Consider the following 24,770-nt stretch of genomic DNA (forward strand, 5'->3'; position numbering starts at 1 on the left):
GAACCGCTCCGCCGCGTTTGAGCTGCGGCGGAGCGGTTCTCCAAAGCACTTCCGTTGAGCCTTCCGCAGGGCTTTGAGGACAGAGTCCGAAAAGCCCCGAAGGGAGGTTCTCAGGCCGCGACGACGGTGATTTCCACCTTCGCCTGCACCTCGGGGTGCAGCCGGACCGAGACGGTGTGGGCGCCGACGGTCTTGATCGGGTTCCCGATCTCGATCCGGCGCTTGTCCACGTCCGGGCCGCCGGCGCGCTTGACCGCGTCGGCGACGTCGGCGACGGTCACGCCGCCGAACAGCCGGCCGGACTCCCCGGCCCGGGTCGCCAGGCGGACCCGCAGGCCCTCCAGCTCGCCCTTGAGCTCGGTGGCGTGGGCCAGGTCGCGGACCGTGCGGACCTTGCGGGCCTTGCGGATCAGCTCGATCTGCTTCTCGCCGCCGCGGGTCCACGCGATGGCGTAGCCGCGCGGGACGAGGTAGTTGCGGGCGTAGCCGCCCTTGACCTCGACGACGTCGCCGGGCTCGCCGAGCCCGCCGACCTCGTGGGTGAGGATGAGCTTCGTGGTAGCCATTTTCTCTCCTCCCCCTTCCTAGCGGGTGGTGCTGGTGTAGGGCAGCAGCGCCATCTCACGGCTGTTCTTCACGGCCACGGCGACGTCGCGCTGGTGCTGGGTGCAGTTGCCGGTCACGCGACGAGCACGGATCTTCCCGCGGTCCGAGATGAACTTCCGGAGCAGCGTGGTGTCCTTGTAGTCGACGTACGCGACCTTGTCCTTGCAGAATCCGCAAACCTTCTTCTTGGGCTTGCGGAGAGGTGCCTTAGGCATGGGATCTCTCCTGGTTACTTCTTCACTACGAGTTCAAGGGTCCGTTTGAGGGACCGGGCGCCTTGATGCACAAGAGGCCCTGATTCACATGGGGCTAGAACGGGGGCTCGTCGTTGCCGTAGCCACCCCAGCCGCCGTCGCCGCCGCCGCCGGAAGCCCAGGGGTCGTTGCCGCCGCCCTGGTTCCCGCCGCCGGAGTTGCCACCGCCGCCACCGGAGTTGCCACCCCAACTGCCGCCGCCGCCACCGCCACCGCCGGAGTTGCCGCCGCCACCGGAGTTGCCACCCCAGCCGCCGCCGCCTCCCGCGCTGCCGGAGTTGCCGCCGCCGCCGGAGTTGCCACTCCAGCCGCCGCCGCCCCCGCCGCCGGGACCGCCCTGGCCACCGGGCCGGTTGGCCTTGGTGACCTTCGCCGTCGCGTACTTCAGCGACGGGCCGATCTCCTCGACGTCGAGCTCGACGACCGTGCGCTTCTCGCCTTCCTTGGTCTCGTACGACCGCTGGCGCAGCCGTCCGGAGACGATCACCCGCATGCCGCGGGTCAGCGATTCGGCGACGTTCTCGGCCGCCTGGCGCCAGATCGAGCAGCGCAGGAACAGCGCGTCGCCGTCCTTCCACTCGTTGGTCTGGCGGTCCAGGGTGCGCGGCGTGGACGCGACGGTGAAGTTCGCGACCGCCGCACCCGAGGGGGTGAAGCGCAGTTCGGGGTCGTCGGTCAGGTTGCCGACGACGGTGATGACGGTCTCGCCTGCCATGTCAGGTCCTCAAACGTGAGAGCGGGTGTCTTACCGCTGGTCGGGACGGATGACCTTGGTGCGGACGACGGTCTCGGACAGGTTCGCCTGACGGTCGAACTCCTTGACGGCGTCCGGCGTGGCCTGCACGTCGACGACGGCGTAGATGCCCTCGCTGACCTTCTTGCCGCTCTTGGTCTTGATCTCGTAGGCGAGCCGACGGCGTCCCCAGATGTCGTTCTTCTCGATGGAGCCGCCCAGATCGCGGATCACCTTGAGGAATCCCTCGAGGGCCGGGGCGATCGAACGCTCGTCGAGGTCCGGGTCCAGGATGACCATGACTTCGTACTGACGCATATGCGTAACCCACCTCCTTTGGACTTAGCGGCCACGGTCTCTCCGTGGCAGGAGGGTTTTGCGCGTCTCCCCGGGCCGGCACTGTCGTAACTCGCCTGCGGCGACGCTACTCCGGCGCTCTGACACTCGGGGAACGGTCAAGGTTACCCCGGCGAGCCGTCCGGATTGAAATCCGTGTCGGTTCACCCGATCCTGGGTATTGGTCCGATTACGTTTGTGATCCGCTGTGCACAGTCGAGCGAGGTGACAGGCATGACGCAGACGACCCCCGGCACGGGCGACTACGGCCCGGAGGTGGCCGGACGACCCGGATCCACGGCCGCGGACTACGCGGAGGATCCAAAGGAGCGGCCGGGCTTCCATATCGGCAGCCACACCCAGGAGATGGCGCTGACGATCACCGCCTTGGTGCTGGCCGTCGTCGCCGCGGCGATGATCGGCTGGACCGGCGGGCACGTCCTGGGCGGCTGGATCGCGCTGGCCGGGATCGTGGTCGGTCTCTACGCGCAGCTGACCTCGGACACCACCTACGAGCGCATGGTGAACGTGTGTGCCATCGGGATCGCGGCGGTGGCCTTCGCCTTCCACCTGCATCACGGTGGTCTCTGGTAGCGCGCAGCCCCACCAGCCACACCAGGCACATCAGCAGCCACATCAGCCACACGCGGGTCACGCATGCCCGCACCGAAGCGGGTTCGCGTAAGTGAGTCTGTGGGTGCGAGCGGTTAGCGTGGTCGCCATGGCTATGCGTATCGGCTCCCACGTCGGCAACGAAGACCCGATCGCGGAGGCGGTGGCCCGTGGCGCCGACGCCGTCCAGATCTTCCTGGGCGATCCGCAGAGCTGGAAGGCGCCGACCGTCGCTTATCCGGGCGGCGCCTCCGCGCTGCGCGCTGCCGCCGAGCAGGCCGACGTCGCCGTCTACGTGCACGCCGCGTACATCATCAACGTCGCGGCCACCAACAACCGGATCCGCATCCCCAGCCGCAAGCTGCTGCAGCAGACGGTCGCGCTGGCCGCCGAGGCAGGCGCGCGCGGCGTCGTCGTGCACGGCGGCCACAGCACCGCCGCCGACGCACCGGATGCCGGCTTCGACAACTGGCGCAAGGCCGTGGACCAGTTGGAGCAGCACTGCCCGGTCTTCATCGAGAACACCGCCGGCGGCGACCACGCCATGGCGCGGCGGATCGATGCGATCGCGAAGCTGTGGGACGCCGTGGGGCACAGCGGGATCGGACTGTGCCTGGACACCTGCCACGCCTTCGCCGGCGGCATCCCGCTGGAGAGCGCCGTGGCCGACATCAAGGCCGTCACCGGCCGCGTCGACCTGGTCCACGCCAACGACTCGCAGGGCGGCTTCGACTCCGGCATCGACCGGCACGCCAACTTCGGCAGCGGCGAGATCGCCCCGGCCGACCTGATCGCGCAGGTGATCGCCGAGGCCGGCTGCCCGGCGATCTGCGAGACCCCCGGCGGTGCCGAGGCGCAGGCGGCGGACATCAAGTGGCTGCGGGAGCGCGTCGCATAAGGTTGGCGCATGGTCTTGAGGGTGCGGACGCTGAGCCGCGAGGAACATGTGGCGTTCATCGAGGAGCGCACGGCTGAGAAGAACGCCGCGACCTCTGTCAGCTTTCTGCAGTGCCCTTCCTGGGGGGATCTGAAGACCGATTGGCGCGCCGAGTCGGTCGGCTGGGTCGAAGACGCCAGCGGCGAGGTCGTCGGTGCGGCCCTGGTCCTGTACCGGGACGTGCCGATCCCCAAGCGGGACAAGCTCCCGTTCCTGCGGCGGTCGCTGGCATACCTGCCCGAGGGCCCGATCCTGGACCTGACGTCCGCGGACGCCGGGCAGGCGCTGAAGCTGCTGGTGGCGCACCTGCGGAAGCGGCGCGCGTTCACGGTGAAGATGGGTCCGCAGATGGTGTCGCGGCGGTGGACGTCCGAGACGCTGAAGAAGGCCATCGCCGAGACCGAGGGCGGCGTCCGGCTCAAGGACATCAAGCCGGACTTCGAGGACCCCACCGCGCTGAGCATCATCGAGAAGTTGCGCGCCACCGGATGGTCCCGGAAGGAGTCCGAGGGCGCCGGGTTCGGCGACTTCCAGCCCCGGTACGTCTTCCAGCTGCCGCTGGTCGACGAGTCCGGGAAGCCGCGCACCCTGGAGGACATCCAGAAGGGCTTCAACCAGCTCTGGCGCCGGAACATCAAGAAGGCGGACAAGAACGGCGTCGAGGTCACCCTCGGCGGCTACGACGACCTCGCGGAGTTCCACAAGATCTACGAGGTGACCGCGGTCCGCGACCACTTCACGCCGCGGCCGCTGGCGTACTTCCAGCGGATGTGGAAGGCGATGGAGGCCGAGAACCCCAACCGGCTGCGCCTCTATCTGGCCCGCCACGAGGGCGAACTGCTGGCCGCCACGACTCTGGTCACCGTCGGGGACCACGCTTGGTACTCGTATGGCGCCTCCGCCGACCACAAGCGTGAGCTGCGTCCGTCCAACGCGATCCAGTGGCGGATGCTCAGCGATTCGCACGCGTCCGGCTGCAAGGTGTACGACCTGCGCGGCATCAGTGACACGCTGGACCCGAACGACCACCTGTTCGGACTCATCCAGTTCAAGCTGGGGACCGGCGGTCAGGCGGTGGAGTATCTCGGGGAGTGGGACTACGCACTGAATCCGGTACTGCACCGCGCATTCGAGATGTACATGGCCCGCCGCTAAGCGCTTGGACCCGTCACCTATCTATCGCGTACTAATCACGTATTCAGGAGTCTGAACCTTGTCGCTGACGCTGCACATCGACGCGGAGCGCTGGCGCGCCCACCAGGACGAGGTGCTGGCCCGCCATCCTGATCTGGTGCCGGTGGCCAAGGGCGTCAACGGCTATGGGATCGGGATTCCGAACCTCATGCAGGCGGCTTCTAAGCTGGCTGCGGCGGGCGTGGAGATAACGGCAGTGGGCACGGCGGCCGAGGCGGAGCAGGCGAAGGACCACTATTCAGGGCGCCTGTTGGTCCTCACTCCGTACTTGATAGGGGAGGACGTCCGCGATCTGCCGGACCGCGTGATCCGCACGGTGGCGTCGGTGGAGGCGGTCGAAGCCCTTTTGGGGCGGCGCGTGGTCATCGACCTGATGACGTCCATGCGCCGCTTCGGCCTGGAGAAGCAGGACATCCCGAGACTGCACGCCGCACTCGAATCCGACCAGGCGCGCGTCGAGGGCTTCTCGGTCCACATGCCCCTGGACCGCGTCGCCGGCGACTACCTCCGCGAAGTCAGCGACTGGGTGGACGCCCTGGTCGCCGCGGGCATCCCGGTCCGAACCCTGTTCGTCAGCCACCTGTCGCCCGACGAAATCAGCACCCTGGCCAAGCGCCATCAGGGCACGACGGTACGCCCGCGCATCGGCACTCAGCTCTGGCTCGGCGACCGCAAGGCGCTCCAGGCACGCGGAACCGTCCACAGCGTCCAGAAGGTCAGCAAGGGCGACCGCTTCGGCTACCGCCAACACAAGGCGCGCGGCGACGGCCACCTCCTCGTCGTCTCCGGCGGCACCGCCCACGGCGTCGGACTGGAGAACCCCAAGAACTTCGGCCGCGGCCCAGCAGGCCTCACGCCCCGCGCGAAGTTCGCAGCCCGAGCCGCCATGGCACTCCTGAACCGCACCATGTCCCCTTACTCCTGGCAGGGCAAGACACTCTGGTTCGCCGAGCCGCCGCACATGCAAGTGTCGGTACTGTTCCTGCCCGCGGGCGTCGCGCCGCCCAAGGTGGGGGAGGAGATCCCGGTCGAGGTGAGCCCGGTGATGACGCACGTGGACCGGGTGGTCTTCGACTGAGGCGCGGGTGCGGCGGTCGGAGCAACTCACCGACCAACCAACCCACCGGCCAGCCAACCGACCAACCGGCCAGCCAACCCACCGGCCAGCCAACCCGCCAACCCACCCGCCAGCCAACTCACCGGCCAGCCAACCGACCGATCGACCGCACCAGCCCTTTCGAGCTCGCGTTTTCCGGGCTGCCCTCCGTGTGACTGCTATTTGGAGCACGGAGAAAGTGGTCCCTTGGGTTGTCGGGCCCTCACTCGAACAGCCCAGCCGGCGTGCTGCTCCACAGGCGAGTCAGCCCTCGGCCAGTCCCTTCGCCCGGCTCAGGAACCCTTCACCCGGCTCAGGAAGTTGGCTGTGGCGCGGGTGATGCGCTTGTCCTGGTAGGTGGGGTGGCCTAGGCCTAGAGGCCAGAGGAATGTGCCCGCTGTGAAGACCCAGGCGCCGCTGGGGGATCGGTAGATGCTGGTGTTCTGGGTGAAGTTTGTGCCGTTGGAGATGGTGTAGGGCGAGGCGGTCAGGAGTGCCTGTTCCTCTGCCTTGGCTCGGGGCATTGCTTCGAAGAGGCTGTCGGCTTCGCCGCCGAGGAGGCCGGGGATTTCGTCGCCGTTTGTGAGGCCGGTGCCGCTCCAGAACCAGTGGTCGGCTTCGTGGACGATGAGGGGGTGGCGGCCCTTGAGGATGCCGCTGTACTGCACTCCCATGAGTTGCTGTTCGGCGCGGGGGTTGCCTTCGCCGGCGCGCCACATGCCAGTGGGAAAGTCTTCGGTGTGGGGGTCTTCGAAGCCCTTGTAGCAGGACATGGTTCGCGTGTGTTCGTCGTAGCGGACGTGCCAGTAGGCGTTGTTCGCTGTGAGGAACGCTAGGGACGTGCCTGCTGCGACCGCCTCTTCGGCGTGCCGGTACATGTCGGTCGACCAGTACTCGTCGTGGCCGGCGAAGATCAGGCCGCGGTACTTGGTCGGGTCGATGCGTCCGGCGTGGAGGTCCAGCCCTGTCGCGTAGCTGAGGTCATAGCCCATGCCCTCGGCCCACTGGATGAAGGACTGTTCGCGGACGAAGCCGTCGGGGAGTCCGTCGGCGAAGTAGGGGCGCGCGAAGGAGACCTGCGTTGCGCGCGCCGGGTTCGAGATCCAGCCGCGCGCGTCTGTGGAGAACTTCGCCTTGAGGGCAGCGTCGCTTTCGGCGGCTTCCTTGGTGACGTACCCGTAGTAGACGTTCCGCCCAGTGATGCCGTCACGCGGCCACCAGTTGTACGCCTGCCAGCTCGTCGACGGCAGCACCACGAGGAAGTCCGCCGACGCCTCGTCATCACGCACTACGAACGGCACGTAGTTCCGGAACCCGTCGGCCTTATCGAGGACAGCTACGTAGGTCCCTGGCGTCCAGTCCTTAGGGATGTCGAGCGTCCATGCAACGGGCCATTCCAAGGCGATCCGGCCAGTCTCCTGATCCGGCGTCGGTACCGGCTGCGGCGCAGCGGTCAGCGTCGGCGACACCAGGACGCGGCGAGCCGAGGCGCCGCCGTAGTAGCCGAGGCGGTAGACGGAAACCGTGAAGGACCCCGCGGGCTCCACCGCGATATGGAAGTCGATAGCTTCCCCGGCCGCCACCGAATCGGTCGACGCGTAGCCCTTGATCTGCCGCTCGTAGTCCGTACCGGGGCGCGACTTGCTCGCACCCATGCGCCAGTCCGCAGAACCCGCCTTAGCGTTCTCCGCAGTAATGCGGTTCCCACCGGCCGGGAGAACGGATGCCGGAAGCCCTACTCGCGGATCACTGAGCCGCCCCGGCCCGGACTTCAAATGCGTGGCCCGCAGGACGGCGCGCGCGGCCGAAGCCGTGTTGGTCTTCTTGGCCAGATCGCGCAGGAACTTCGACGTGCTCGACATGGGTCGATGGTAGCCGGGGACGGTATGGATTCAGCCCGCCCACTGACCCGACAGGAACAACAACGCCACCCCCACCATGACCGGGGCGACGCAGCACACGTAGAGCGTCCGCACCATCGGCCGCCGAGCTGCCCACGCGCCGAGCATCGTCCACAGCGGCCACCACAGGAGCATCGCGCGAGGGACGGACATGAACCAGGTAGTGGTCCCTAGAGCCAACAAAGAGAGAGCCACATATAGAGCCTCTGGCCAGCGGCGCTTAAGGAGGAGAAGCGCAGTGAGCGCGAGCCCGATGACCACAGCGATCAGTTCCAGCTGAAAGACCCACGCAGTGTGGCCCGCCTGCGTACCGCCAAAGGCAGCCCGCCACGTCTGGTTCCAGGCGGATTCCGGGCTCTGGAACGTACGGAACCAACCAGCGGCCTGCGCATGCTGCCACGCAAGCCAGTCCCCGGTCTCGTGGTGCAGGTACACGACATAGGCGATGACCGGCAGGGCAGGTATGACAAGCAGCGGCGCCTGGCGCCACTGCCGCCGCTCCCGTCCGGCAAGTATGAACTCCAAGGCGATGGCTGCCGCAAGGAACAGCCCGTTCACGCGCACCGTGCTCGCGCCCGCCGCAAGGAGCCCCGCAAGCCACCACCGATCCCGCCGTGCCGCTACCCACGCGGAAAAGGCGAACGCCGCGAACAAGCTCTCGCTATAGCCCGCAGCCAGAAACACCGCCGCCGGTGCGAGAACAAAGAACAGCGTGGCGTTCGCGGCAGCTTGGCCGGCGTCAGCGTCAGCGTTGGACGCGTCGACCTCGTCCCTCGCCAAACGCCCCAAAGCCATCGTCGCGATCGCCCCCGCCGCCGCCGAGACCACCAATCCGGCAGCGATCCAGTTCCAGACGACCAGGTGCGCCAACCACATAGCGATCGGGAACCCAGGAAAGAACGCCACATGCCGCGGATCGGTGCCCGCAGCGAAGTACCAATGCTGCGCGACGCTGGTGAAGATGCCCTCGTCCCAGCGGTCCCACCGAGCTAACAACGAGCCCTGTTTCGTCGGTCCCGCCACGAAAACCCACGCGCTGATCCACGTCAGCACCGCCATCCCGAGCCGGCTCGCACCCCACAGCGCCAGCGCCGCACGGTCCGTGTCCTCCAGCGCCGGCCGACGCCCGCGCCGAGCCGAAACCGAAGCCGAAGCCCTGGCCCCCTGTACCTGTTCGGTGCCCTCCGGCTCCGTGTCCCCCGCCGCCACCGAGCTCAGACCGTCATCGCGCTCAGACCGAGGCGACGAGTTCGGGTTCGGCGCCGGCTCCGTGTCCGGCGCGGTGCGAGCGCGGCTGCGACCACGCCCACACGTCCGGGCTGTCCGACAGCGCGCCGCCGGCCGGGTCGTCGTCGATGCCGTCGGCGCGGACCGGGTCGCGGCGCGGGTCGAGGATGTCGCGGATGATCTGCACCATCATGTAGACGATGCCGGCGAGGTGGATCACGATCGCCCAGACGTAGAAGTTGTCCGGGAGGCCGCGGGTGTTGCCGTTGCTGGGTCCGGCCTGCCAGACCAGGTAGTACCAGACCGCGACGTAGTAGGCGGCCTCGCAGATCTGCCAGATCAGGAAGTCGCGCCAGCGCGGTCGGGCCAGCGCCGCGAGCGGGATCAGCCACAGGACGTACTGCGGGGAGTAGACCTTGTTCAGCAGGATGAACACCGCGACGGTCAGGAACGCCAGCTGGGCGAAGCGCGGACGGCGGCGGGCCATCAGCCCGAGCAGCGCCACGCCGAGCCAGCCGGCCAGGACCAGCGCGATGATCACCACGTTCTTGTTCGGCGGTTCCCAGCCCCACCAGTGCCGGATCGCGAACCACGGCGAGCCCAGGTCGATCGGGCGGTTGTCGTTGAAGGTGAAGAAGTACTTCCAGCCCTTGAAGGCCAGGATCATGACCGGGGCGTTCACCACCAGCCAGGTCACCACCGCCGTGCCGGTGGCCTGCGACCACTGCCGCATCCGGCCGGCGCGCCAGCACAGCACCAGCAACGGGATCAGCAGGAAGACCGGGTACAGCTTCGTGGCCGAGCCCAGGCCCAGGGCGATGCCGGCGACCACCGGTTTGTTGCGGGCCCAGGCGAGCATGCCGACCGAGGCCAGGGCCACCGCGATGAGGTCCCAGTTTATGGTTCCGGTTAGAAGCAGCCCTGGGGCGAGGGCGAACATCGCCGCGTCCCATGGTCTTCGTCCCGCGAGCCCGATCACCGCCAGGACGCAGACGAGCGCGAAGACGATGAGGAACCAGGTCGTGACGTTGTAGAACCAGCGCACCTGGTCCGGGGTGTCGGCGCCGAGCTTCTGCGCCAGCAGCGCCGCGGTCTCCATCGTCGCGCCGGCCACGACCGGGTACTCCAGGCCGTAGTTGCCGCTGGCCGGGTCGGACTGCCGGTAGGGCGTCAGGCTCTTGTCGAAGCCGCGGCCGTAGTACATGTACGGCACGTCGGTGTAGCACAGGTGGTTGTACTGCTGCTTGCCCGTGCCGTTCCACGCCGTGGAGTAGCACGGCGAGCGCTGCGCCACGCCGATGCCGAGGGTGAGCAGCGTGAGCAGGACCAGAACCCTGGCGACGGTGCGGATCGCGGCGCCGGAGCCCAGCCTGGGCCGCCAGGCGCGCACTCCGAGCGGACCGCCCACGGCGTCCGAGGCGGCGTTGACCACCGGGTCGTCGAGGGAGGGGGCGACGATGACCGGTGCCGTCGCCGCGCCCCGGCCCGTCGGTTCCGCCGACGGGCCGGGCGCCTGGTCGCTCACGTCCGAACTCACTTGCACATCGTGCCCTACCGCTCCGTCCCCCGTCTGCATGTCGTTGGAAAGATCCGACGTCAGCCCGCGGGCGGGAAACCGCTCAGGCTCGAGGTGCTGGACGTCGTCGGCGACGTCGTCTGACACCCGGGTTGTTGCGGGTTCCTGCTGCACCTGCTCGACGGCGTGGTCGGGCTGGTGGTCGGCTGGCCCGGACCGGTGGGGTTCGACGTGCCGGTGCCGGTCGGCTGCTGCTGCGTACTGGTGTCCGTCGAGGTCGGGGGCACCACCACACACTGCTGCGACGCCGGGTCGAACACCATCGGCAGGGTGCACAGCGGCGCCTGCGTGGATGTCGTCGGCTTCGTCGGGGTGGGCGTCGGCGTCGGGGTCGGCGTCGGGACGAACACCGACTGGCAGTTCGCCTCCGAGCCGGTCGGCGTGCCGGGGAGCGAGCCGGAGGCCAGCGTGCCGGGCGCGACCGACTGGTTGGGGAAGCTCGGGATGTCGCTGACACCGGAACAGGTCGGCGCGTACGGCGGGAACGGTTTGGCGAAGCCGCTCTTGTTCTTGTCCAGTTCGATCTTCATGAACGCCGACCAGACCGTCGTGGGCCAGTCCATACCGTTGATGCGGGTCGATTGATCGTTGTAGCCCAGACCCTTGATCGACTCCAGGGTTCCGTCCGCCGTGGATCTGAAGATCGCCACCGAGGTCGCCAGGGAGGTGGAGAAGCCGGTGAACCAGGCCGAGTGGTTGCTGTCGGTGGTACCGGTCTTGCCGGCCAGGTTGTAGTTCGCCTCGGCGGCCAGGGCGGCCGCGTCGTGGTTCGCGTTGGCCGTGCCGCCCTTCTGAAGGACCGACTGCAGCGCGTTGGTGACGCCGGCGGCGGTGTTCACGGACATCACCTGCTTGTTGACCCCGCTGTTCGACCGCAGGGCCGGGGGAGTCCAGACGGTCTGCCCGGTGCGCTGGTCGATGATCGCGGTGACCTGCACCGGCTCGTGCGACACGCCGCCGTTGGCGAAGGCGCCGTAGACGTTGGCCATGCGCATCGGCGTGATCTCGGCGGTGCCCAGGGTCAGCGAGGCGACCTTCAGGAAGTCGGGGGTGCCGGGCTTGATGCCGAGCTGCTCGGCCATGTTGTAGACCGCGTCCATCCCGACCGCCGGGTCCAGCTCCAGCGCCGCGAACACAGAGTTCAGCGACATCGCAAGGCCCTGCTTCAGGGTGGTGCTGCCGCCGTTCGGCGGGGCTTCCTCGTCCTCGTTGGGCGGCCAGAACGCGGTCTTGTGCAAGGAGGTGTCGTAGAAGGTGATCGGCTGCTTCGAGCCCGGCAGGAACAGCGGCTTCTCGTTGGTGCCCGGTTCCTGGCTGTCCAGCGAGAACTTGCCGGACTGCAGCGCGGTCGCCAGCGTGATCGGCTTGAACGTCGAGCCGACCTGCACGCCGCCTTGCAGCGCGTAGTTGAACGCGTTGGAGCCGTAGTCCTCTTTACCGTCGGTACCGGTGTAGAACGACTTCAGCTCGCCGGTGTGCGGATCCACAGACGCGAACGCCAGATGGATGTCGTGGTCGGAGGCGTGTTTCGGGTTCAGCTTCCCGCCGCCGCCACCGCTGGTCCCGGTCCACAGCGCGTTCGCCGCGGTGACCGAGTCGTTCATCATCACATGGTTGTACGTGGTGACGATCTTGTACCCGCCCTTGGACAGGTTGTCGATGTTCGCGTACTTCTGCGTCGTCGGGTCGCTGGGGTACTCCTGCATCTGCGCGGCGAGGAACGCCGTCGCGGCGTCCTTCATGTACCCGACGTACTGGCCCAGGTTCGGACCCTTGAAGTCGATGACGTTCGGCAGCTTGTTCTCCAGCGGCGCGGTCGTCGTCTTCGGCACGAATCCGTACTGCGACATGTTCGCCAGGATCGCGTTGTACCGCTTCTCGAAACGGTCGAACGTCTTGGGGTTGTCGGTGCGCGCCTTGCCGTTGGCCAGCGCGGTGGAGAAGTTGCTGGGGTCGTTGACCAGCGCGGCCAGGAACGCGGCCTCGCCGACGTTGGCGTCGGTCATCTGGTTGATCGGGTGGCCGAAGTAGGCCCGGGAGGCCGCGTCGATGCCGTAGGCGCCGCGCCCGAACGAGATCTGGTTCAGGTAGCCGAGCAGGATCTGCTGCTTGCTCTCCGTGTGGTTGAGCTTTATGGAGATCATGATCTCGTTGACCTTGCGGCCCAGCGTCTGGTCCTGCGACAGGTACGCGTTCTTCACGTACTGCTGGGTGATCGTCGAGCCGCCCTGCGTGCCGCCGCTGCCGAACAGGTCGTTGAGCGCCGAGCGGGCCACACCGGTGAACGACACGCCGGGGTCGGACCAGAAGGAGTAGTTCTCCGCCGCCACGAACGCGTTCTGGAACACCTTCGGGATCGTGTTTATGTCGTTGACCTGGTAGTAGTTCACGCCGATGTTGGCGAACTGCTCTTTGCCGTCGTCATAGGTGTAGTACGTCGGGTTGCCGGCCGCGATGCTGTTCTTGACCTGCGGGATCTGCGTGCTGGCGTAGACGTACGCCACGCCGCCTATGACCACGAAAAGGAAGCCCAGGAAAATCGACAGGACCTGCTTGATGGAGGGCATCCAGTGCCGCCACCCGCGCTTGCCGTAGCGCGGGTAGTTGATGAACTTCATCCACCAGTCTTTGGGCGGCAGCCCGTCCTTGCGGCCGGAGCCGCCCGGGCGTCCGCCGCGGCCCGCGCCGCCGGAGCCGGCCGCGGTGCGCCGTCCCAGCCCGCGCCGTCCGCCGACGGCGACGTCGGCCGGCTCGGCGCCGTAGCCGTCGTCGTAGGGCTCCTCGCCGTAGCCGCGGTCGTCGTAGGACCCGTACTCGTCGTAGCCGTCGTCGCCGCGGCGGCCCGCGCCGCGCTTGCCGAACATCCCCGAGAGTTGGTGGGCGAGCCCGTCGAGCTTGTCGGAGAAGCCGCCGCCGCCGGCCGACCGGCGTCCCCGTGATCCGCCGCCGCCACCTCCGCCGCGCCGACTGCCGTGCTCGCTCATACCTCGGTCCGCCTCACCTGAGTCCTCTGTGGAGCCACGCTTGCCGCACGCCCCCCTGCCCGCCGGCGGACGGCGGGTGAGACCGCCATGCCCCGGCTTGCTTGCGGAGACGCCCGGAACCGGTCAGCCGGTTGCGATCCCGTCCCGCCCCGGACGCGCTACCGGCACAGGGTACGCCACGGACCCATGGCGTCCGCGCGACTGTTGACGTTGTGTCCGTTTCGCCCCGTTCACCTGGGGACTTGTGCGGGGCGGCCGACACCCGCTAACGTCTCGATGTATCGGAGCGATACATCGAGCGGCTGTATCGAGTTGGTGTATCCGCCCGATGTATCGGAGGAGACGGCGGCGTACGCAACCGTACGGCGAGCACGGTCGGCAAGGAAAGGAGCACCCGGTGGCGAAGCGGTCCCAGATCCTGGAACTGGCCGTCCTCGGCCTGCTCCACGAGCACCCGATGCACGGCTATGAGCTGCGCCGCCAGCTCAACGTGCAGCTCGGCGCCTTCCGCGCGCTGTCCTACGGGACGCTGTACCCCTGTCTGAAGGACCTGGTCGCCCGAGGCTGGATCGCCGAGGACGACACCCAGACGGCCAACGTCGCCGCCTCGCGCCGCGCCAAGATCAGCTACAAGCTGACCGCGGAGGGCAAGGAGCGGTTCCAGGAGCTCATGACGACCTCCGGTTCGGCGGCCTGGGAGGACGACAACTTCGGCGTCCACTTCGCGTTCTTCGGACGGACCAACGCCGGCGTCCGGATCCGCATCCTCGAAGGGCGGCGCAGCCGTCTGGAGGAGCGGATGGAGGCGGTGCGCACCTCGCTCGCCCGCAGCCGCGACCGGCTGGACTCCTACACCCTGGAGCTTCAGCGGCACGGCTTGGAGAGCACCGAGCGCGAGGTCAGATGGCTCAACGAGCTCATCAGGACCGAGCACGAGCAGGCGTTCCCGGCGCCACCGCAGCAGCAACCCCAGCAAGGCTCCCCGGAGCCCCGGCCCTCCTAGCGCCCCAGGCGCGGCGGAGGTCACACCGCGAGGCCCGGCCGGAGCCGGCCGGCCACTGTCCCCATTTCCATGAAGCAGAAGAAGAACGCGCCCGTTTCCCCCGGGTGCGGAAGATGAAGGAGAAACCGTCCATGGGTTCGGTTCGAGTAGCGATCATCGGCGTCGGTAACTGCGCCGCCTCGCTGGTGCAGGGCGTCGAGTACTACAAGGACGCCGACCCCAACGCCAAGGTCCCCGGCCTGATGCACGTCCAGTTCGGCGACTACCACGTCTCCGACCTGGAGTTCGTCGCCGCCTTCGACGTCGACGCCAAGAAGGTCGGGCTGGACCTGGCCGACGCCATCGGCGCCAGCGAGAACAACACCATCAAGATCGCCGACGTCCCGCCGACCGGCGTGGTCGTGCAGCGCGGCCACACCAACGACGGCCTGGGCAAGTACTACCGCCAGACCATCGTGGAGTCCGACGCCGAGCCGGTCGACATGGTCGCCGCGCTGAAGGCCGCCAAGGCCGACGTCGTCGTGTGCTACCTGCCGGTGGGCTCGCAGTCCGCCGTCGAGTACTACGCGCAGGTCGCGATCGACGCCAAGGTGGCGTTCGTCAACGCGCTGCCGGTGTTCATCGCCGGGACCAAGGCCTGGGCGGACAAGTTCGAGGCCGCGGGCGTCCCGATCGTGGGCGACGACATCAAGTCCCAGGTCGGCGCGACCATCACGCACCGCGTGCTGGCCAAGCTGTTCGAGGACCGCGGCGTGGTGCTGGACCGCACCATGCAGCTGAACGTCGGCGGCAACATGGACTTCATGAACATGCTCGAGCGCGAGCGCCTGGAGTCCAAGAAGATCTCCAAGACCCAGGCCGTCACCTCGCAGCTGTCCCACGACCTCGGCGCCGGCAACGTGCACATCGGCCCGTCGGACTACGTGGCCTGGCTCGACGACCGCAAGTGGGCCTACGTGCGCCTCGAGGGCCGCGCGTTCGGCGACGTCCCGCTGAACCTGGAGTACAAGCTCGAGGTCTGGGACTCCCCGAACTCCGCCGGCGTCATCATCGACGCGGTGCGCTGCGCCAAGATCGCGCTGGACCGCGGTATCGGCGGCCCGATCCTGTCGGCCTCGTCCTACTTCATGAAGTCCCCGCCGGTGCAGTACTTCGACGACGAGGCGCGCGACGCCGTCGAGGCCTTCATCAAGGGTGAAGTCGAGCGCTGAGTCCCTGCTCGGACAAGGGGTCTGCAGCACATGCGACCAGCACTTGTCCAGTCGTCTAGACCATAGGCCGTAGACGATTTACGCCTCAAAATACTGCCCCGGGCCTGCTCAGGTCCGGGGCAGTTCGCGTAGGCTCCCGGAGGCATTGAATACGCAAGGAGTCTTACATGGGCCGCAAGCGCGAAATATCGGTCATATCGAGTCTCGTGGTGGCGGGGGCGGCCTTCGGCGGTAGCGTCGTCTCGGCCCCCACGGCCTCGGCCGCGAGCATCACCGTCTCCGCCTCCGGGGCGGACGTCGTGGCGATCAACCCCGCGATGTTCGGCGGCGGTGCGCCGACCGACCAGGTGAGCACGCAGCTCGCGCAGATTCTGCGCAACTCCGCGCGGTACCTGGGGACGACTTGGTACAACCAGACCTACGGCAACAGCCTGGCCTCCGACGGATATCTGAACCTGGACATCCCCGGCGCCGTCCCCGAGCAGAGTTTCCGCCTGCCGGGCATGGCCGCGGTGTCCATCGCGACCGCGGTGAAGCTGGGCGACTGGGACGCCGGCGCCTCCGGCATCAGCGCCGACGAGGCGGAGAACCGCGCCGCGACCATGGTGCGCGCGCTGGCCCACCGCTACTACGCCAACAACTCGCTGGCCGGCGTGTCCACGTGGGGCAACAGCTGGCAGTCGCCGCTGTGGGCGTTCTACACCGGACAGGCGGCGTGGCTGGTGTGGGACAAGCTGTCCCCCTCCGAACGCAACGACGTGGCCCGCATGATGGCCGACGAGGCGAACCGGCTGCTCACCGGCAACGACGTCTATCTGACCTCGGACACCGGCAGCCAGCAGCTGTACCAGTACAACAGAGGCGGCACCGACGTCACCCCCGGCGACACCAAGGCCGAGGAGGACAACTACGAGGCGCAGCTGCTCGGGCTGGCCGTGGCGATGATGCCGAACCACCCGAACGCCGCCAGGTGGCAGCGCCGGAACGAGGACCTGCTGATCGCGGACACCGCGACGCCGGACGACCTCACCAACTCCGCTGCCGGCAACGCCGTGGTCAACGGCCGCCAGCTGAACCAGTGGCTCCAGGGCTACAACATGCAGGCCGACGGCACGGTGCAGAACCACGACATCCTGCATCCCTTGTACATGACGGCGCTGGACCAGTCCTTGCAGCAGGTCGGGACCTTCGCGCTGGCCGGTCAGTGCGCGCCGCAGGCTGCGACGAACAACGTCGGTCTGACGTACAAGGCTCTGACCACACAGACGTCGTTCCCCTACGCGCCGGACCCGAACAACCTGACGCAGGACGTCACCGCCAAGACGCCCGACGGGAAGCCGATCTACGAGTCGACGAGCTCGCCTCAGATCAACTACCCGCAGGGCAATGACTGGGGCACGCAGTTCCCGGCGTACTACGGGTCCTTCGACGCGCTGGTCAGCGCCTACAGCCCGTATCTGGTCGGTGAGAACAACCAGGCGCCGACCGCGACCGCGAACGCCGTGACGCATCTGCAGTCCGAGATCAGCCTGCAGAGCCGGTTCGGCGACGGGCAGACCTACCAGCCGTGGAACCCGGCCACCACGCCGGGCGACAAGGCGGAGAACTCCTACGTCGGTGCCGAGCAGCGGGTCGGCCAGATCACGGCGCAGGCCTACATGGCGGAGTTCCTCAACCACCACAGCCGGGGCTGCTTCACCAACTCCGGCAACCCGACCCCGCCGAACGTCCCGCCGGTGCAGCCCACCGCGGTCTCGCGGCTGTCCGGCACCGACCGCTACGGGACCGGCGTCGCGGTGTCGCAGGCGCAGTGGTCCAACGCCGGCGGCGACAACACGCCCCGGGCGATCGCCGACGCGGTGGTCCTGGCGCGCGGCGACAACTTCCCGGACGCGCTGGCCGGCACCCCGCTGGCCAAGCGCGACCGCGGTCCGCTGCTGCTGACCGAGCCCGGAGCGCTGAACCCGGTGACCGCCAACGAGATCAAGCGGGTCCTGCCGAAGGGCAAGACGGTCTACATCCTGGGCGGCAACCAGGCGGTCTCGCCGAAGGTGCAGTCGCAGCTCGTGGCTCTGGGCTACACGGTGAAGCGCTTCGGCGGCTCCGACCGCTACCAGACCGCGCTGCTCATCGCCCAGCAGGGCATGGGCTCCCCGCACCAGGTCGTGGTGGCCACCGGCCAGGACTTCGCCGACGCCCTGGCCGCCGGCCCGCTGGCGGCCGACGAGGGCAACGCGATCCTGCTGTCCAACGGCAAGACGCTGGACGCGAACACCAAGGCCTACATCGCCGGCGCGCAGCGCAAGAACGGCGCCGCGGACCCGGCCTTCCACCTCAACGCGGTGGGCGGCGCGGCGGTCGCGGCGACCCATTACCTGGGCAGCCAGTCGCACGCCCTGATGGGCAACGACCGGTACCAGACGGCCGCCGCCGTCGCCGCCCGCTTCGCCGCCGACATGCCGGTGACCCAGTTCGGCGTGGCGACCGGCACGCAGTTCGCGGACGCCCTGACCGGCGGCGCGTTCATGGCCAACGCCAACGAGCCGCTGCTGCTGACGGCGCCGACGGCCCTGGCGCCGTCGGACACCACCCTGCTGCACGGGATGCGCAGCCAGCTGTCGGCGGTCACGCTGTTCGGCGGGCCGGTCGCCCTCAAGCAGGCCGTGATGGACCAGATCGCGCACGCGGTCGGCGGGGTCGAGCGGCGCTGAGCTTTACGCTACGAGCCCGGCATCCGAGGAATCACCTCGGATGCCGGGATTTTTCGTCGGAATACCTATAGCTCCCCTCGGCGTTGCCCTCCGCAAGGCAATGCCCATAGGGAAGCTAGGGAGTCCCGCATGTCCGAGACGGAGCAGACCGCGACGATCCCCGCCGCTCCCGCCGACTGGTATCAGTGGGCTGAGAAGCGCGAGGCGTCGGTGTCCGGCGAGTACGGCGTCCTCGCTCTCGTCGGGACGCACTGGCTGGACGAGGGTCCGGCCGTGTCGATCGACGGGCTGCCGGGTCTGTGGGCCGCTGCCGGCCATCGGGTGAGCGTCACCGCCTTGCCCGCCGACGCGCTGCTGGTCGACGGCGTCCCGGTCGACGGCGTGCGGTTCCTCGACCCTGATCTCGCGCTGGATCCGAGCGTGCTGTTCCACCACGGCCGCAAGCTGGTGCCGATCATCCGCGAGGGCGTCCTCGCGCTGCGGGTCTATGACCCCGAAGCCGAGAACCGCCGCAGTTTCGCGGGGATCTCGCGCTTCCCCTACGACCCGGCGCTGGTCTTCACGGCGCGGTACGAGCGGTACGTCCACGGCCATGTCGAGCGGGTGCTGAACGCCGACGGCAAAGAGCGCGGGCTCGCTCTGAACGGCGACCTCGTCTTCGAGCACGGCGGCGCCGAGTACCGGCTCGCCGTGACGGCCAACGGCGGCGAGGACTTCGACGTGACCTTCGGCGACGCGACCAACGGGCCCGACACGTTCGGCTTCCGCCAGCTGACGGTTCCGGCGCCGCACCTCGACGACCCGGACAACCCCGACAGCGGCACGACCGTCCTGGACTTCAACCGCGCGCAGCTGCCGCCCTGCGCCTTCAGCGACCACTTCATATGCCCGGTCCCGCCGGTCGGCAACAGGCTGGAGCTGGCCGTGGCGGCGGGGGAGAAGCGGCGCGAGGTGCGAACCTGACCGGTCCGGTGCGCATTCGGCCCTAGACGACGCCGGACCATCAATTCCCACGGAACCGATGGGTTTACCGGCTGTTAGCATCGGCAGCGTGCAGATCTCAGCAAAAGCCGACTACGCGGTCCGGGTGATGCTCGAGCTCGCGGCCCACGGACCGAACCTGGTGAAGTCCACGGTCCTGATCGACCACCAGGGTCTGCCCCGCAAGTTCGTCGAATCGATCCTGGTCGAACTCCGCCGCGCCGACCTCATCCGCAGCCACCGCGGCGCCGAAGGCGGCTACACCCTGGCCCGGCCGGCCTCCGCGATCTCCATCGGCCAGGTCATCCGCGCCGTGGACGGTCCGCTGGCCGAGGTCCGAGGCCTGCGCCCTCACGAGACCGAGTACAGCAACGCCGCGCAGCACCTCTCCGACGTCTGGGTCGCCGCCCGCGCGGCGCTGCGCAAGGTGCTCGACGAGACGAGCCTCGCGCACGTACTCAGCGGCAAGCTGCCGGCGCACGTGCGGCGGATGGCGGAGTCGCCGGAGGCTTGGCTGCCTCGGTGAGGGTGGTGCGCGCGCCTGCTCACACGCGTTTCGCACTCACCGCGGCCAGAACTCGTTGAGCCCTGGCCGCGGCGCTGAGTCTTCTCCTAATGCCCCTGAGCGTTGCAGCCCGCGCCGGCCTGCTGCCCCGACCAGAGCCAGGGCGCGCCGCACCATGTGCCCGCGAAGTCCATGCTGCCGGCGGCCGGCGCGGTGCTGGTGGTCGGGGCGTCGACGCCGAGGTTGACGTCGGCGTTGGCCACGCAGGCTCCGCCGGCGACGGCGGTTCCGGCGGACAGGGCCAGGGCGGCGAAGGTCGCGAACTTGCGCATGAGGGTTCCTTCCGATCAGCTCATGGCGCCCAACCTCCGCCGCGCCCGGCCGGTTACGCGGCTTGCCCCCTTCGGGCGAATCGCCGGCCGTCGTTCTCCGGGCTCAAGGCTTCTTCTTCCCGGTGCCGGTCTTGCTCGGCGCCGGCTTGAACGAGGTGATGTACGCCGCCGTCGGTGAGCCGAGCCCGGTCGCCGTGTCGTACCCCTTGCGGGCGCTCAGGCCGTGGTCCGCGCCCAGCTTGAACAGGCGCGCCTCGTGCACGTCGCCGAACGTGCCGTGGTCCACGACCGCCGAGATCGGGTTCGGCGCTCCCTTCGGGCCGGCGACGATGTCAGTGAACTGCTTCGTGCCGGACCGCTTGTACAGCGCGGGGTTGGCGAAGCCGAGCGCGCCGCCCGCCGCCTGCATGGCGTCCGCCTGCACCGCGGCGAACATCGGCGCGGCGGCGGAGGTGCCGCCGATGACGTCCTGGCCGTAGCCGCCGAGGGTCGGGTCGGTGTGGCCGGTGAGGACGGCGGTCAGGAGGTCGCCGTCCATCGCGACGTCGGGGACGGTGCGCTTCGCCGGGCCGACTGCCGTGCTGGCTGCCTTGCCGCTCGCCGTGCCACTCGCCTTGCCAGTCGCCTTGCCGCCGACCACCGGGCTCGCCAGATCCGCCGGCACCACGCCCTTCTGATACGCCGGCTGATCGAAGTCGCCACTGAGACCGCCGCCACCGCCGAAGAAGAACTGCCCCGGGAGCGGAGCCCACTTACTCCCGTCCGCGGACAGGTCTGAACGCAGGTCGCCCATCGGCGCCTCCCAGCGCCGCGTCCCGTTCGGCGCGACGGCCAGCGCCGTCCCGCCGACCGCCGTCACCCACGGCGACGCTGCCGGCCACTCCACCTGCGCCCGCGCCGACCCAGTGTCGCACCCCGGCCCGCTCAGCCCCGCCGCCTGGTCCCCGCAGTCACCGGTGGCGAACGCGAACCCGATGCCCTCAGCCGCGCCGGTGGTGAAGATCTGGTTCTCCTGCATGACCAGCGCCGGATCGATGTCCCCACCGGCAGAGTGCATGATCTCGCCGAACGAACCGGTCACCTCGTCAGCCAAATGCTTGTCGACAATCGACGCCAACATGGCGGCAATATCCTGATCCTGACACGAAGCCGCGCCGAAGTAGTGCACGACCGCACCCGGCGCCAGCCCATGCGCCACCTCGACATCCAGCGCCTCCTCCCCACCCCACGCCGCAGGCGTCTCACACACGCCGTCCCCCAGATGCTTCCACGCACCCCGATCCACGGACTCCATGTACTGACCCGCGCCAAAAGCCAAGTCCCCCACCGACTTCGCGAACGCATCAGCATCAGCCCGCATGGTCGGAGACCCATACGCATCCACAATCCCGATGATCGCCCCCCTCCCACTGAACCCAGCCGCCGTGACCCCATAAGCAGCCCGCAGCCGCTTCGGAGTAAGCCCACACGCCACCAGCGGATCAGGCTTGTTGTACCCCTCCGGCACACCAACCGCCGGAGAGGCACCCCAGTCGGCAGAGCACGCAGTGGAGCTGACGGACGGCGAAACCAGCCCACCCGCACCACCCGGCAAACTCCGCCGAATCGGCCCACCAACAACAATCGGCCCCACCGGGCCCGCAGACCCCGCAGGCCCAGACGGCTGCATCGGGCCGCCAGGATTCACCCCGCCACCCGCACCCCCCGACCCCACAGGACCCTTCGGCGCAGGCATCACCGGCGCAGACGGCTGCATAGGCCCGCCAGGATCCACCTGCGCGGCAGGCATCTCACGAGTGGCTGGCCGCATCAGGCCGCCGGGATTGATCTGCGTGCGCGGCGCCTGCTGCATCGAAGCACGCTGCGTGCCCGGAGCTGCCGGCTGGGCTGGCTGGGCTGGCTGCATCGGTCCGCCGGGATTGATCTGCGTGCGCGGCGCCTGCTGCACCGAAGCGCGCTGCGTGCCCGGAGCTGCTGGTTGAGCTGGCTGTGCGCCCGACGTCGGCTGCACCGGACCGCCCTGGCTGCCTTGCGTGCCCGGAGCTGCCGGTTGGGCTGGCTGCATCGGTCCGCCGGGATTGATCTGCGTGCCCAAGGTCGGCTGCACTGGACCGTTTTGGCCGCCCTGCGTACCCGGAGCCGCAGGCTGAGCTGGCTGCATCGGCCCGCCGGGGTTGACCTGCGTGCCCTGAGTCGGCTGCAGCGGCCCGCCTTGGCCGCCCTGCCCGCCCGGAGCCGCTGGCTGCGCCGGCTGCATCGGCCCGCCGGGATCGACCCCGCCGCCAGTCAGCGCCCTGCTCCGCGCTCCCGTCATCACCCGATATGAGAACTGCCGCATCCCCTGCCGCTCCGGCATCAGTCCCGCGACGCTCGACACCGCCCCTGCCAGTGCCGGCGGAACCGTTGCCGCAGCCCGTGCCGCGTACCCGGCGCCGATGCCCTGCCTGATTCGCAGCTGGGGCAGGTGCCCGAAGGCCTTCCGCACCTTCGCCGAGGAGCCGGCGACGTCGATCCAGTGGGCGTTCTCGCCGGTGATCGTCAGGCCGCCGGTGGTGAGCCACTGGTGGACCTGCTTCAGCTGCGCCGGGGTCGGGCCGTACTTGGCCTGGAGCTGCGCGGGGGTGAGGAAGTGCCGGTATTGCGTGCTGTGTGGGTCGGCTACCGCGCGTGCCAGTTGCTGGAGGCCGTCCGGGTCGGCGCCGGCCAACCCGATTCGCGCAGTAGTAGGACCATCCGCTGCTGTTACGGAGGTGGTCGCGGCTGACACCGCGTTCGGTGCCGCCATCAGTGCCGCGACCGCCAGCGTGGCCGTGACGTGCCTGAACCGCCCAACCATGGAGACTCGCCCTCTGCTCGTCTGACTGCTCGTCCCGCCCGGGTGACCGGGTAGGACATTAGCCATGGCAGGGGGCGAATCCCTGGATTTTGATATCTCGCGTGTCGGTCGCCGGTCACGCCTCGGCGGGGATCGGCACGTTCGCAGCGCTCGACTGCTCCCCCGGTGCGTGACCGCCGCCGGGCCGCCGCACGAGCGCCAGCACCGCGAGGCCGCCGACCGCTCCCATGACGGCTGCCGCCAGGAACGCCGAGCGCAGCCCGGAGGCGAACGCCGCGTGCACCATGTGCTCCAGCGCGGGTCGTTGCGCGGCCGGTCCCGATGCCAGCACGCCGCGGGTCTGCCCAGCCGCCAGCGCGTCGGCGACCGCCGCCGACTGCGGCACGCCCGCACCCCGCACCGAGGAAGCCAGCCCGGCGTGGAACACCACCCCGAGCACCGCGATGCCCAGCGCGTTCCCCAGCTGCCGCGCCGTGTTCACCGCGCCGCTGGCCATCCCCGCACGCTGGTACCCGACCGCGGCGACCGCCGTCGACACCAGCGTCGGCGTGGCCAGCCCGACCCCGACTCCGCTGACCACGAGTCCTGGCACCAGCACGGTCCAGCTCGACCCGGCGCTGACCAGCATCTGCGCCGCCGAACCGGCCGCGATCAGCAGCAGACCGCCGCCGATCATCACCCGCGGCGAGAGCCGGTCCTCCAGCAGCCGCCCGCCGAGTCCGGCGGTGACGAACGCCGCCCCGCTCATCGGCACGAAGCACAGCCCGGCCGTCACCGGGCTCATGCCCAGCGCCGACTGCAACCACAGGGACTCGTACGCGAAGTAGGAGAACGCCGCCCCCGACAGCAGCAGCGCACCGATCATCACACCGGTGAATGTCCCGCGCCGGAACAAGCTCAGGTCCAGCAGCGGCGTCCGCACCCGCAGCTCCGCCACGACGAACGCGACCAGCGCCACCGCCGCCCCGGCGAAGACCCCGATCGTGCGTGCGGAGCCCCAGCCGTAGTCGTTGCCCTTGATCAGCGCGTACGTCGCCAGTCCCGCCGCCGCGGTGAACGTCAGCAGGCCCGGCAGGTCCAGTCCGCGGCGCCGCTCCCCGCGCGACTCCCCGACGTACCGCAGCGTCATCGCCACCGCCGCCACGCTGATCGGCAGGTTGACGAAGAAGATCCAGCGCCAGTCCAGGTGCTGGGTGAGCAGCCCGCCCATGATCGGCCCGGCCGCCGCGGCCGCGCCGCTGACCGCGCCCCAGACCCCGAAGGCGGTGCCCAGGTCGCGCCCGGAATACAGATGGCTGATCAGGGCGACCGTGGTGGCCAGCATCGCCGCGCCCCCGACGCCCTGCACGGCGCGGAACGCGATCAGCACGCCGGGACTCGTGGCCAGGCCGCAGGCCAGCGAGGCGGCGGCGAAGACGACGAGCCCGGCGACGTAGAGCCGGCGGTGCCCGGCGCGGTCGCCGAGCGAGCCGGCGGCCAGCAGCAGCGCGGCGAGCACCAGGGCGTAGACGTCCATGACCCACTGGAGGTCGGCGAACGTGGTGTCCAGGCTCCGGGCCATGTCGGGCAGGGCGACGGTGACGATGGTGACGTCCACCAACAGCATGAACGTCCCCAAGCAGACCGCGACGAGCGGTAGCCACTTGCGCATGGGGGTCCTCCTCGAGGACGCGAAGGGGTTCGATTGGTCGTCTCGACGGTCGCAGGCGGGTGCGGGATAGATAGGTCTGGGCGC

General features: G+C 69.1%; 20 protein-coding genes. 9 read left to right on the top strand and 11 right to left on the bottom strand.

Translation table 11 applies throughout. The features are described from left to right. Positions 1-110: 110 nt before the first annotated feature. The 4 genes from rplI to rpsF all read right to left on the bottom strand — a co-directional run bounded on the left by rplI (position 111) and on the right by rpsF (position 1,911). Positions 111-566 carry a 50S ribosomal protein L9 gene (rplI, locus tag CACI_RS01665; RefSeq protein ID WP_012784582.1) on the bottom strand — a complete coding sequence of 152 codons (456 nt, stop codon included), beginning with the start codon at positions 564-566 and terminating at the stop codon, positions 111-113. Between the two features lie 18 nt (positions 567-584). Then, positions 585-821, bottom strand: a complete 237-nt coding sequence (rpsR, locus tag CACI_RS01670) for a 30S ribosomal protein S18 (RefSeq protein ID WP_012784583.1) — start codon at positions 819-821, stop codon at positions 585-587. A 94-nt stretch (positions 822-915) separates the two neighbouring features. Beyond that, entirely contained in the window at positions 916-1,575 is a 660-nt protein-coding gene (locus tag CACI_RS01675) for a single-stranded DNA-binding protein (RefSeq protein WP_012784584.1), read from the bottom strand. A 30-nt stretch (positions 1,576-1,605) separates the two neighbouring features. Next, a complete protein-coding gene (rpsF, locus tag CACI_RS01680) occupies positions 1,606-1,911 on the bottom strand; it encodes a 30S ribosomal protein S6 (RefSeq protein WP_012784585.1) in 306 nt (101 codons plus the stop codon). A gap of 252 nt (positions 1,912-2,163) precedes the next feature. Between rpsF and CACI_RS01685 the strand changes: the two genes are divergently transcribed. The 4 genes from CACI_RS01685 to CACI_RS01700 all read left to right on the top strand — a co-directional run bounded on the left by CACI_RS01685 (position 2,164) and on the right by CACI_RS01700 (position 5,750). Further along, positions 2,164-2,523 carry a hypothetical protein gene (locus tag CACI_RS01685; RefSeq protein ID WP_012784586.1) on the top strand — a complete coding sequence of 120 codons (360 nt, stop codon included), beginning with the start codon at positions 2,164-2,166 and terminating at the stop codon, positions 2,521-2,523. Between the two features lie 127 nt (positions 2,524-2,650). Continuing rightward, entirely contained in the window at positions 2,651-3,439 is a 789-nt protein-coding gene (locus CACI_RS01690) for a deoxyribonuclease IV (protein ID WP_012784587.1), read from the top strand. A gap of 9 nt (positions 3,440-3,448) precedes the next feature. Beyond that, positions 3,449-4,633: a lipid II:glycine glycyltransferase FemX gene (locus CACI_RS01695; protein WP_012784588.1), complete on the top strand. Its 1,185-nt coding sequence runs from the start codon at positions 3,449-3,451 to the stop codon at positions 4,631-4,633. A 58-nt stretch (positions 4,634-4,691) separates the two neighbouring features. Further along, positions 4,692-5,750 carry an alanine racemase gene (locus CACI_RS01700; RefSeq protein ID WP_012784589.1) on the top strand — a complete coding sequence of 353 codons (1,059 nt, stop codon included), beginning with the start codon at positions 4,692-4,694 and terminating at the stop codon, positions 5,748-5,750. Between the two features lie 311 nt (positions 5,751-6,061). Here the strand turns inward: CACI_RS01700 and CACI_RS01705 are convergent, their stop codons facing one another. From CACI_RS01705 to CACI_RS01720, 4 genes are all read right to left on the bottom strand, one after another. Then, entirely contained in the window at positions 6,062-7,630 is a 1,569-nt protein-coding gene (locus CACI_RS01705; RefSeq protein WP_012784590.1) for a N,N-dimethylformamidase beta subunit family domain-containing protein, read from the bottom strand. Positions 7,631-7,660: 30 nt separating this feature from the next. Continuing rightward, positions 7,661-8,728: a mannosyltransferase family protein gene (locus CACI_RS01710; RefSeq protein WP_012784591.1), complete on the bottom strand. Its 1,068-nt coding sequence runs from the start codon at positions 8,726-8,728 to the stop codon at positions 7,661-7,663. Positions 8,729-8,900: 172 nt separating this feature from the next. Then, a complete protein-coding gene (locus CACI_RS01715) occupies positions 8,901-10,433 on the bottom strand; it encodes a glycosyltransferase family 87 protein (protein WP_190276708.1) in 1,533 nt (510 codons plus the stop codon). Positions 10,434-10,492: 59 nt separating this feature from the next. Continuing rightward, positions 10,493-13,456, bottom strand: a complete 2,964-nt coding sequence (locus CACI_RS01720; RefSeq protein ID WP_012784593.1) for a transglycosylase domain-containing protein — start codon at positions 13,454-13,456, stop codon at positions 10,493-10,495. A gap of 397 nt (positions 13,457-13,853) precedes the next feature. On the opposite strand from CACI_RS01720, the gene CACI_RS01725 reads away from it, so the two are divergent. From CACI_RS01725 to CACI_RS01745, 5 genes are all read left to right on the top strand, one after another. Further along, on the top strand, positions 13,854-14,459 hold the full coding sequence (locus tag CACI_RS01725; protein ID WP_012784594.1) for a PadR family transcriptional regulator: 606 nt from the start codon (positions 13,854-13,856) through the stop codon (positions 14,457-14,459). A gap of 131 nt (positions 14,460-14,590) precedes the next feature. Continuing rightward, positions 14,591-15,670, top strand: coding sequence for an inositol-3-phosphate synthase (locus CACI_RS01730; RefSeq protein ID WP_012784595.1), 1,080 nt, complete (start codon positions 14,591-14,593; stop codon positions 15,668-15,670). A gap of 167 nt (positions 15,671-15,837) precedes the next feature. Beyond that, on the top strand, positions 15,838-18,381 hold the full coding sequence (locus CACI_RS44900) for a cell wall-binding repeat-containing protein (protein ID WP_012784596.1): 2,544 nt from the start codon (positions 15,838-15,840) through the stop codon (positions 18,379-18,381). 129 nt (positions 18,382-18,510) lie between these two features. Further along, on the top strand, positions 18,511-19,344 hold the full coding sequence (locus CACI_RS01740; protein ID WP_012784597.1) for a DUF1684 domain-containing protein: 834 nt from the start codon (positions 18,511-18,513) through the stop codon (positions 19,342-19,344). 88 nt (positions 19,345-19,432) lie between these two features. After that, complete coding sequence (locus CACI_RS01745; RefSeq protein WP_012784598.1) at positions 19,433-19,888, top strand: RrF2 family transcriptional regulator; 456 nt, start codon at positions 19,433-19,435, stop codon at positions 19,886-19,888. An 86-nt stretch (positions 19,889-19,974) separates the two neighbouring features. Here CACI_RS01745 and CACI_RS01750 read toward each other — a convergent pair whose 3' ends face one another. The 3 genes from CACI_RS01750 to CACI_RS01760 form a co-directional block, all read right to left on the bottom strand. Further along, complete coding sequence (locus tag CACI_RS01750; RefSeq protein WP_012784599.1) at positions 19,975-20,199, bottom strand: hypothetical protein; 225 nt, start codon at positions 20,197-20,199, stop codon at positions 19,975-19,977. Between the two features lie 103 nt (positions 20,200-20,302). After that, the gene (locus CACI_RS53405; RefSeq protein WP_012784600.1) at positions 20,303-23,035 is read right to left on the bottom strand and encodes a S53 family serine peptidase; all 2,733 of its coding nucleotides are present in this window, start codon (positions 23,033-23,035) and stop codon (positions 20,303-20,305) included. Positions 23,036-23,150: 115 nt separating this feature from the next. Next, positions 23,151-24,686: an MFS transporter gene (locus CACI_RS01760; protein WP_012784601.1), complete on the bottom strand. Its 1,536-nt coding sequence runs from the start codon at positions 24,684-24,686 to the stop codon at positions 23,151-23,153. Positions 24,687-24,770 lie beyond the last annotated feature (84 nt).

Source organism: Catenulispora acidiphila DSM 44928 (assembly GCF_000024025.1).
Classification (GTDB): domain Bacteria; phylum Actinomycetota; class Actinomycetes; order Streptomycetales; family Catenulisporaceae; genus Catenulispora; species Catenulispora acidiphila.